Genomic DNA, 11,039 nt, shown 5'->3' on the forward strand with positions numbered 1-11,039 from the left:
CGCGGCGGCCGGGGCCGGGGCGGGAGCGACCGCGGCGGGAGCGGCGGCCTTGGGGGCGGCGCCGGCTTCGGCGAAGGCGTCGAGGGTGACCTTGGCGAGCAGGGCGGCCGGGTCGGTGATCCCGGCGAGATCGGCGAAGGCCACCGGGCCGGCCTTGCCCTTGACCGTGACGGTCAGGCTCTTGGGCGCGGCGATGAACTTGGACACGGCGCCGCCGAGCTTCTGGCCGGCCGGATCGCCGCCGAGCATCGCCGGCAGCATCAGGGTGGCGAGCGCCCCCCATTCGGCGCGCTGGGCGTCGGGGGTCTTGCCGGCGGCGACGGCGGCGAAGCCGAGGGCCTTGTCGAATCCGCCGAGATCGACGAGCCGCAGGTCGAGCGACGCCAGCGTGGCCTTGGGCAGGGCCGCGGCGGCCTGATCGCTGCCGGCGGCGAGGGCGTCCTTGTCGATGCCGCCGAATTCGCCGCGCAGGCCGAGCGAGCCGACGTCGGCGGCGGTGATCGACAGATCGTCGACCATCAGCGTCCGGCGGGCGGCGTCGTAGCTGGCGGCGAGGCGCAGCGAGGCGTCGATGCGGTCGTAACCGGCGCCGGCCAGCGCCGCCCCGGCCTGCGAGGCCTTGGGCATCACCACGGTGAAGTTGTTGATCGCCACCGCGGTCTTCTGCGGCAGGTCGCCGAGCCACACCTGCTCGACGGTCAGCGAGCGCAGGCCGAGGGTGATCAGGTTGCCGCCGGGGGCGGTGGCGGGCGTGTCCTTGTCCGGCACGGTGGCGGAGAAGCCGTCCCAGGCGGCGCGGGAGAAGCGCGCCGTCGCCTTGCCGGCGTCGCCGGCGCGGACCGCGGCGAGGACCTGGGTCAGATCGATGTCGTCGACGGCGAGGCGCGCCGCCTTGAAGGTGGTCTTGCCGTTGGCGTCGGAGGCCGCACCGTCGAAGCCGTCGATGACGATGCGCCCGGCCTTGCCGCGCGCCACGTCGGTGGCGACGAAGCCGCGCAGGGTGATCGGCCCGTCCTTGGAGTCGGGCGGCAACAGCACGACTTCGGGGATGGCGATGCGCGTCGCCTCCAGGCGGGCGAGGAGCGCCAGGGCCTCGTCCTTGCCGGTCGACGGCGTGAACAGCTTCTTCCACTCCTCGGGGGTCAGGTTGGTACCCGCGACTTCGACGCGGGCGATCTTCACCGCCGAGGCGTCAGGTCCGAAGGCCAGGCCTTCGAGGGTGACGTCGGCGGCGCGGGCCGCGGCGACGACGAGGATCGTGCCGTCGTGGAGCGCGCCGGGGACCACCGGCAGCGCGACCAACAGACAGGCGAGGGCGGCACGGTCGAACAGGCGCGAGCGACGACGGGAGCGATTCATGCGGGGCATCCTCGGTTCGGAAGGGAACGGACTCGGTGAATCAACGTACACCTTGGCCGCGGACCGTAAACTGAAACGATTAAGAGTTTCCGCGACGACACGCCGCAGGGGACACCCGGGGGAGCATCGCCGCCGCGTGCGTCCCCGATCGCCGATCGGCGGCGCTGCGACGGTTGCGCGCGGTCGGGCGGCTTGACCAATGCTCCGCCGATCCGCTCTAGTCGACAGCGACACGGTTCGCGGTGCCGCGCTGCGGCGTGGCGCGCCATCGGCCGGGGACGATGCGGGTGCCGTGTCGGGGGGGCCGGCCCAACTCGGGGAGACGTCCGATGATCACCTCTCACCTGTCGCTGGCGGCATCGCTGCTCGTCGCCGGCCTGACCTTCGGCAGTTTCGCCGCTGCGGCCCCGCTCACCGAGGGCCAGCAGATTCCGCTGTGGCCGGGGGCGGCGCCGGGATCGGAGACGCTGACCACCGAGGCCCGCATCACCGAGCGCAGCAAGAATCCTTACGAGCCCGACCGGATCATCCAGGGCGTGGTCAAGCCGAACCTGATCGCCTATCTGCCGGCGGCGCCGAACGGCACGACGCTGATCGTCGCCTCGGGCGGCGCCTATCTGCGCGAGGTCCTCGACAAGGAAGCCGTCGAGATCGCCAAGCTCTACGCGGCCAAGGGCATCACCGTCTTCGTGCTGACCTATCGCCTGCCCGGCGAAGGTCATGCGAACGGCCGCGACGTGCCGTTGCAGGATGCCCAGCGGGCGGCCCGTCTGGTGCGCGCCCATGCCCGCGAATGGAACCTCGATCCCGACCGCATCGGCTTCCTCGGTTTCTCGGCGGCCGGGCACATGGCGTCGATGCTCGGCGCCAAGTTCGCCGCGCCGGTCTATGCCCCGGTCGACGATGCCGACAAGCTCAGCGCGCGGCCCGATTTCCTGATGCTGCTCTACCCGGTGGTGAGCATGGAGGACGGGATCACTCATCCCGACACGCGCACCGCGCTGCTCGGCGCGACCCCCGACAAGGCGGCGATCGAGGCCTATTCCTCCGATCTGCACGTCACCAAGGACACCCCGCCGACCCTGCTGATCCTCGCCGACGACGACCAGGACGTGCCGCCGGAGAACGCGATCCGCTACTACCGCGCCCTCAAGCGGGCCGGGGTGCCGGCCGAGCTCCACGTCTTCGCCCAGGGCAAGCACGGCTTCTCGGTGAAGTTCACCAAGGGGCTGCCGGTGGCGGTGTGGCCGGAGACCGGGCTCGCCTGGATCAAGGCGATCAAGATGGTGCCCTGACCGACTGGCGCCGGTGATCCCGACCGGCGCGGGCGTCGCCGCGCGGATCGCGGTCGCGCGAGATCCACGCGGTGCGGGGGATGCCCCTGGCAGTGGTCAGTGGGCGCCGGTTCGGTCGGACCCGCGGTCCGCGCTGGCGGCGGTCGTCCCACGGGGGTGGTCGAGCGGCGGGCGTGCGGAAGACCACGGCGCGCGCTCCGCGTCCCCCGAGTGGTCTCGCTCGCGGAACGACAACCCTTCCGTCATCGTGAGTGGGCGGTGCATCGCCGATGCGCCGCCGTTTCTCTGTAATTACGCAGCGTAAGATCTTCGATCGGGCGAGCAGTCGAGCATTTTTCTCTTGGGATTTATAATGTCTTAGAGAGTCGCGCCCAAGCTGCCGCGCAACATGAATCTATTTTTGACTTTCGAGGTGGGTGCCCATGGGGTCCGAAACGGGCGGCGGTCGATGGAACCGTCTCGGGACCGCGATTCGGTTGCGGGTGCGGACTTCGCTCGCTCTGTTGTCGCTCGGGGCGGTCCTCGGTCTGTTGCCGCTCGCGCTGATCGGCGCCGAACTCTACGTCCGCCATACCCGTGTGCTCGAAGACGCCGACCGTGACCTGCACCTGGTCATGCGGCTCGACGCCACCCGCTTCGAGACGGCGTTCCGCTCGCTCCATCAGGTGGAAGCCGGACTGGCCAACTGGCTGCGTTCGGAGGGGGTGACCGCGCCCGGGGACCTGAGTCGACGCGCGTCTCTTCCGGACTTTCCGGTGATTCTGCGCGCCCGGGCCCGTGAGTTGGCCCAGGTGTCCGATCTGTTCGTGGTCGACGGCGACGGGCTCAGGCTCGCCGGTTCGCGGCCGAGCCCGAGTGCGGCTTCGTCCGACGACGTCCCGCCGACCGAAGTCGTCGATCCGGTGGGCGGGGACCTCGTCGTGGTTCCGGGCTCCGTCGACGGCGAGACCGCCCTGCACGTGCTGCTACGGCTGCGCGGCGATCGCGGCGCAGCGATCGGGGCGGTGGTGGCGACGGTGGCGGCGCCGTGGTTCGATCATCTGTTCGCCGAGCTGGAGCGGGAAGCGGGCACGCGGGTCGCCCTCGCCCATGTCGCCGCCGACGGTCGGCGGTCGATCATCGCCGTTTCGGGCGGGCGCAGCCGCACGACCGATGAACCGGTCCTGACCGCCACCGGGGCGATCGTCGGTCTGCCGCTGGTTCTGATCGTCGACCGCGCGACCGGGGCCGCTCTGTCGTCGTGGAGGGGTCATGCGATCGCTCTCGGCCTGTTGCTGATCGTCTGGGAAGCGACCCTGGTCGCCGGCTTCGTGTTCATCCGGCGGCAGCGGGCGACCGTCCGGCGTGCCGACGTGGCGCGGCGGCGGGCCGAGGTGCGCGAGACGCGCGGGCGCCGGAGCGCCGAGGAACGCGCGCTCGCGGTGATCTTCGACAACGACGCGGTCGGATTCGCCGAGGTCTCCTTGCCGGACCTGCGCTTCGTGCGGGTCAATCGGCGCTATTGCCAGATCACCGGGCGCGACGAGGCGACCATGCTCGGCGGCCTCGGTCCCGGCGACGTGTGTCATCCGGGGGATCAGGCCAGCCTGCGCGCCCGCGTCGCGGGGTTGGACGCCGGCGGCGCCGTCGAAGCCGAGATGCGCTACCTGCAGCCCGACGGAGCGGTGGTGTGGGCGCATGTCGGGATCAAGGTCTCCGAGGTCGACGACCGCGGTCGCCCGTCCCGGCTGATGGCGGTGGTCCAGGACATCAGCGCGCTGCGCGAGGCGATGGAGCGGTCGCAGGCCGATCGCGAGATGCTGCGGCTCGGGATGGCGATCGGTCACATCGCCACCTTCCGGCGCGAAATGGACAGCCAGATCTTCGACTTCGGACCGGAAGCGCAAGCGATGCTCGGGTTGCAGCCCGGGGTCGACCGTCTGTCGATGTCGGAGTGGGGGGCGTTCATTCCCACCGAGGACCGCGCCCAGGTGCGCCGCGAGATCGCCGAAGCGGTGGCGCGCCGCGATCCGGAACACGCCTACGCGTTCCGCTTCGTGCGCCCCTCCGACGGCGCCATCCGCCATATCGAAACCCGGACGCGTTACGACTACGCGCCGGACGGCCGCTGTGGCTCGACCGGGGTGCTGATCGACGTCACCGAGACCCGCAAGGCCGAAGGTCTGCTGCGCCTGTCGCTGGAGATCGGGCGGATCGGCACCTTCCATCACGACTTCACGACCGGTCTGGTCCATTGCGACGCCACCACCCGGATGCTCTACGGCCTGCCGGACGTGGACCGACCGATCCCGGCCGACGAATGGTTCGACATCATCGTCGAGGAGGACCGGGCGCAGTTGCAGGGGTGGATCGCCATCGACAGCGGCGAGGGGCGGCCCGAGGTCTCGCGCAACTATCGCATCCGGCGTGTCGACGACGGCGGCGACCGGTCCTGCAACGTCCGCGTTCGCTACGAGTATGGACCCGACGCCAAGCTGATCGGCGCCACCGGGGTGATCATCGACGTCACCGACCAGCGCGAGGCGGAGGCCCGGATCGCCCATCTGGCGCGCCACGATGCCCTGACCGACCTGCCCAACCGGCTGATGTTCCGCGAACGGCTCGATCTGGCGCTGGCCGGCGCGCGGCGGGACGCCGGTTTCGCGCTGTCGCTGATCGACCTCGACCACTTCAAGGAGGTCAACGACACCCTCGGGCACCCGACCGGCGATGCCCTGCTGCAGGAGGTCACGACGCGTCTCCAGGGCGCGCTGCGCGACACCGATCTGCTCGCCCGCCTCGGCGGCGACGAATTCGCGGTGATCCAGGCCGACGTCGGCACCGCCGGCGAGGCCGAGCGGCTGGCGTCGCGGATGATCGCGCTGTTGGCCGAACCCTTCCTTGTCGGCGAACATCGTATCCACATCGGCGGCAGCGCCGGCATCGCGCTCGCCCCGCGCGACGGTCTCGATCCGGATCATCTCCTGAAGATCGTCGACCTCGCCCTCTACCGGGCCAAGGCCGACGGGCGCGGGCGGTGGCGGTTCTTCGACCTCGGGCTCGAGGCCGACATGCGCAGCCGGATCGACCGCGAGGCGGATCTGCGGCGCGGCATCGCCGCCGACGAGTTCGATCTCCACTACCAACCGATCGTCGACCTCGCGACCCGTCGTGTCCTCGGCTTCGAAGCCCTGCTGCGTTGGGACCATCCCGAGCGCGGGCTGATCGGGCCCGACGCCTTCCTGGCCTTGGCCGAGGAGACCGGTGTGATGGTGCGGCTCGGTGCGCGCATGTTGGCGCGGGCCTGCGCCCAGGCGGCGAGCTGGCCGGAGTCGATGAAGCTGGTGTTCAATCTGTCGCTGGTCGAGGTTCTGGCCAACGGCTTCCGGGAGACGGTCGCCGCGGCGCTGGCCGACGCGGGCCTGGCACCGCAGCGCCTCGAACTGGAACTCGGCGAGCGCGCGCTGACCGTGTCGCCGGAGGTCACGGCGGTGGTGCTCGGCGAATTGAAGGGGCTCGGCGTCGCGGTGCGCATCGACGATTTCGGAACCGAACGATCGGTGCTCGGGCAATTGTCCCGCTTCCCGGTCGGCGCGGTGAAGATCGATCGGCACATCACCGCCCATCTGGAGCAGGGCCACAATGCGGCGATCGTACGCGTGGTGGCGGGCCTGTGCCGCGATCTCGGGCTCGGCCTCAACGTCGAGGGCGTGGAGACCGAAGGGCAGCTCGCGATCCTGACCGAAGCCGGCTACCGCGAGGCCCAGGGCACGCTGTTCGGCGAGCCACGACCGGGCGCGGAACTCGCCCGCTACTTCGCGGGCCTCGACGGGGTCGGACCGGTCGCGGCGTCGGCCGTCGGGAGTTTCGGGGAAATCCTCGCAGATCCGCCGGTCGTCCGGGAGGTCGGCCCGGAGCGCCGGATCGGCGTTTCCGTCCCGGGTTGACCGGGCGCTCTCGCCGCCGTGCGGGCGCCGCCGCTCCGGCCGCGACACAGAAAAGGGCCGCGATCGCGGCCCCGTTCCGTCATCCCGTCGCGGAGCGCGCGGGGAGGGCGAGCCTCCCCGGCGCGGGTCTCACGAACAGCCGCTCGTGCCGCCGCAGGTGTCGCACTTCAGGCAGGTGCCGTTGCGGACCATGGTGAAGTTGCCGCATTCCGAGCAGTTCTCGCCTTCGTAGCCCTTCATCCGGGCTTCCGCCCGGCGGTCGGCGGCGGTCGACGGCTTGGTCTCGGCTTGGCCGGCGGTCTGCGGCCGCACGTCGAGGTTCGACCCCTGCTTCAGCGCCGTGGCGCCGAACACCGAGGCGAGCGCCAGGGCGGCGGTCGAGGACGACGACACCGTGCCCGAGGGCTGGGCCGAGGCGGCGGCGCGCGGGCCGGAACCGTCGACCACCTTCAGGCGCTCGGGCAACTTGCCGCGCACCAGACCGCGCGACACCGAGGCCTCGGGGCCCTGCGGCGGCTTGGAACCCTCGTCGACGCCGGAGCCCATGGCGGTGTGGCCGATGTCCTCGGGCTTGACGTGGGCGAGGTCGTGGCGGCCGAGGTAGCTGACCGCCAACTCGCGGAACACGTAGTCGAGGATCGACGTGGCGTTCTTGATCGCCTCGTTGCCGAGCACCATGCCGGCCGGCTCGAAGCGGGTGAAGGTGAAGGCCTCGACATATTCCTCGAGCGGCACGCCGTACTGCAGGCCGAGCGAGATGGCGATGGCGAAGTTGTTCATCATCGCGCGGAAGGCGGCGCCTTCCTTGTGCATGTCGATGAAGATCTCGCCGATGCGGCCGTCGTCGTATTCGCCGGTGCGCAGGTAGACCTTGTGGCCGCCGACGATCGCCTTCTGGGTGTAGCCCTTGCGGCGGTTGGGCAGCTTCTCGCGGGCCCCCACGGCGCGTTCGATGATCCGCTCGACGATCCGCTCGGCCATCACGGTGGCGCGGGCATTGGCCGGCTCGGACGACTTCATGGCGTCGAGGGCGTCCTCGGCCTCGTCCTCGTCGTCGGCGACCAGCTGCGAGTTCAGCGGCTGGCTGAGCTTGGAGCCGTCGCGATAGAGGGCGTTGGCCTTCAGCGCCAGCCGCCAGGACAGCATGTAGGCCGCCTTGCAGTCTTCGACGGTGGCGTCGTTCTGCATGTTGATGGTCTTGGAGATGGCGCCGGAGATGAACGGCTGGGCCGCCGCCATCATGTGGATGTGGCTGGCCACCGACAGGAAACGCTTGCCGGTGCGGCCGCAGGGATTGGCGCAGTCGAACACCGCGAGATGCTCGGGCTTGAGGTGCGGGGCACCCTCGACGGTCATGGCGCCGCAGATGTGGACGTTGGCGGCGTCGATGTCGGCCTTGGCGAAGCCGAGCGCCGAGAGCATGTCGAAGGCCGGGTCGTTCAGCTGGTCGAGGGAGAAGCCCAGCACCTTGGTGCAGAACTCGTCGCCGAGGGTCCAGCGGTTGAACACGAACTTGATGTCGAAGGCCGACTTGAGGCCGCCGGCGATCTTGGCGAGCGCCTCGTCGGTGAAGCCGCGGGCCTTGAGCGTGGTCGGGTTGATGCCCGGGGCCTGATCGAAGGTGCCGTGACCGACCGCGAAGACCTCGATCTCGGCGATCTCGCTCTCCCGGTAGCCGAGCACCCGCAGCGCCGAAGTGACCGACTGGTTGATGATCTTGAAGTAGCCGCCGCCGGCCAGCTTCTTGAACTTGACCAGGGCGAAGTCGGGTTCGATGCCGGTGGTGTCGCAGTCCATCACCAGACCGATGGTGCCGGTCGGCGCGACCACCGAGACCTGGGCGTTGCGGAAGCCGTGCTGGCTGCCGAGGTCGAGGGCGGCGTCCCAGGCGCGGGTCGCCGCGGCGATCAGGCGGGGATCGGGGCAGGCGGCGTGGTCGAGCGGCACCGGCGCGGTCGACAGCTTCTCGTAGCCCTCGGCGCGGCCGTGGGCGGCGGTGCGATGGTTGCGGATGACCCGCAGCATGGCCTCGGCGTTGTCGGCATAGCCGGGGAAGGCGCCGAGCTCCTTGGCCATCTCGGCCGAGGTGGCATAGGCGACGCCGGTCATGATCGCCGACAGCGAACCGCAGATCGCCCGACCCTCGGGGGAATCGTAGGCGATGCCGGAGGACATCAGGAGGCCGCCGATGTTGGCGTAGCCGAGGCCGAGGGTGCGGTAGCGATAGGAGAGTTCGGCGATCTCCTTGGACGGGAACTGCGCCATCAGCACCGAGATCTCGAGGACGATGGTCCACAGACGGCAGGTGTGCTCGTAGCGCTCGACGTCGAAGGCGCCGTCGGCCCCGCGGTAGGGCAGGAGGTTGATCGAGGCGAGGTTGCAGGCCGTGTCGTCGAGGAACATGTACTCGGAGCACGGATTGGACGCGCGGATCTCGCCGGAGGCCGGGCAGGTGTGCCAGTCGTTGATGGTGGTGTGGAACTGCACGCCGGGATCGGCCGAAGCCCAGGCGGCGTGGCCGATGTCTTCCCAGAGAGCCGCGGCGTCGATGGTCTTCTTGACCTTGCCGTCGGTGCGCCGGATCAGGTCCCACTTGCCGTTCTGCTCGACGGCATGGAGAAAGCCGTCGGTGACGCGGACCGAATTGTTGGAGTTCTGGCCGGCCACCGTCAGGTAGGCTTCCGAGTCCCAATCGGTGTCGTACACGGGGAACTTGATGTCGGTGTAGCCCTGCTTGGCGAACTGGATGACCCGCTTGATGTAGTTCTCCGGGACCATCGCCTTCTTGGCGGCGCGGACTTCGCGCTTCAGCGCCGGATTCTTCATCGGATCGAAGCAGTCGTCGCCCGAGCCTTCGCAATTGGTCGCGGCCTTCATCACCGCCGAGAGGTGCTTGGCGATGGTCTTGGAGCCGGTGACCAGAGCGGCGACCTTCTGCTCCTCCTTCACCTTCCAGTTCACATAGGCTTCGATGTCGGGGTGATCGACGTCGACCACCACCATCTTGGCGGCGCGACGGGTGGTGCCGCCCGACTTGATGGCGCCCGCCGCGCGGTCGCCGATCTTCAGGAAGCTCATCAGACCCGACGAGCGGCCGCCGCCGGCGAGCTTCTCGCCTTCGCCGCGCAGGCGGGAGAAGTTCGAACCGGTGCCCGAGCCGTACTTGAACAGGCGCGCCTCGCGCACCCACAGATCCATGATGCCGCCCTCGTTGACGAGGTCGTCGGCGACCGACTGGATGAAGCAGGCGTGGGGCTGGGGATGCTCGTAGGCCGAAGCCGAGCGCACCAGCTCACCGGTCTCGAAGTCGACGTAGAAGTGGCCCTGGCTCGGGCCGTCGATGCCATAGGCCCAGAACAGGCCGGTGTTGAACCACTGCGGGCTGTTGGGGGCGACCAACTGGCGGGCGAGCTGAGCGCGCAGCTCGTCGAAGAAGGCGCGGGCGTCCGATTCGGAATCGAAATAGCCGCCCTTCCAGCCCCAGTAGGTCCAGGTGCCGGCGAGCCGGTCGAACACCTGACGGGCGTCGATCTCGGAGCCGTAGCGCTCCGCCGCCGGCAGGGCCGCCAGCGCCGCCTCGTCGGGCACCGAGCGCCACAGCCAGGACGGCACGGTCGATTCCTCGACGCGCTTGAGGCGGGCGGGCACGCCGGCCTTGCGGAAGTACTTCTGCGCGAGGATGTCGGCGGCCACCTGGGAGAACGCGGCCGGCACTTCGATGCCGTCGAGCCGGAACACCACGGATCCGTCCGGGTTGCGGATCTCGCTGGTCGTGGTGCGGAAGTCGATCGCCTGGTAGGGCGACTGACCAGCCGTCGTGAAGCGACGTTCGATGCGCATGTCGTTCGATCCCTCGAGCCCGTCGGGGGCGTGTTTCGCGCCGTCCCGATCCCGACTTCTGTTGCGGTGGCGGTGGCCGCCGCGTTTCGATGATTCCGTCTGCCTGACGGGATATCTTGTACTCAGACTGACGGCAAACACTAAATATAGTGTTTACGAAGCATTTGCCAAGCCATCCACAGGCAACCTCGAGGGGGCACGAACGCGCACGTTCGCCCTCGCCCCGACCGTCGAGGTCGGTGCGTCACAGGGTCGATGGACGGTTTACTCAGAGGATCCGGAGGGCTGGGGCAAGCCGCGGCACCGCCCGGTACTGGTCACGTCGAATAGCTAGTCCGAGTCACGAAGAGGCGTCAAGCGATTGGGTCGGGTGGGTCGTGTCCCATGAAGTGGTGTAGCTGACGAGAACGGTGGTCATCGGCGGTGCGGCGGTATGGTCGGAGTTGCGAGAACCAACCCGACCGAGGAGCCACCGATGACCGACATGATGATGAGCCTACGGACGCTCGTGGAGAAGAGCGCCGACGCCGATGTTTTGCGCGAGATGATCGGCTTCGCCGCGGAGCGCCTGATGGAGCTGGAGATCGGCGCCCACACCGGTGCCGAATGGGGCGAGAAG

At 69.6% G+C, this 11,039-nt stretch carries 3 protein-coding genes and 2 pseudogenes; 3 read left to right on the forward strand and 2 right to left on the reverse strand.

The window, feature by feature from the left end:
• A pseudogene (locus EYW49_RS22195) lies at positions 1-1,359 on the reverse strand (hypothetical protein); the annotation flags it as partial.
• Positions 1,360-1,688: 329 nt separating this feature from the next.
• On the opposite strand from EYW49_RS22195, the gene EYW49_RS22200 reads away from it, so the two are divergent.
• Both EYW49_RS22200 and EYW49_RS22205 read left to right on the forward strand, forming a co-directional pair.
• Positions 1,689-2,654, forward strand: a complete 966-nt coding sequence (locus EYW49_RS22200; protein WP_206365537.1) for an alpha/beta hydrolase — start codon at positions 1,689-1,691, stop codon at positions 2,652-2,654.
• A 482-nt stretch (positions 2,655-3,136) separates the two neighbouring features.
• Positions 3,137-6,580: a sensor domain-containing protein gene (locus EYW49_RS22205; RefSeq protein WP_165498381.1), complete on the forward strand. Its 3,444-nt coding sequence runs from the start codon at positions 3,137-3,139 to the stop codon at positions 6,578-6,580.
• Between the two features lie 129 nt (positions 6,581-6,709).
• Here EYW49_RS22205 and EYW49_RS22210 read toward each other — a convergent pair whose 3' ends face one another.
• Entirely contained in the window at positions 6,710-10,420 is a 3,711-nt protein-coding gene (locus EYW49_RS22210) for a vitamin B12-dependent ribonucleotide reductase (protein ID WP_131311857.1), read from the reverse strand.
• Positions 10,421-10,895: 475 nt separating this feature from the next.
• On the opposite strand from EYW49_RS22210, the pseudogene EYW49_RS22215 reads away from it, so the two are divergent.
• Positions 10,896-11,039, forward strand: a pseudogene (locus EYW49_RS22215) (IS256 family transposase); the annotation flags it as partial.

The organism is Siculibacillus lacustris (assembly GCF_004328075.1).
Lineage (GTDB): Bacteria > Pseudomonadota > Alphaproteobacteria > Rhizobiales > Ancalomicrobiaceae > Siculibacillus > Siculibacillus lacustris.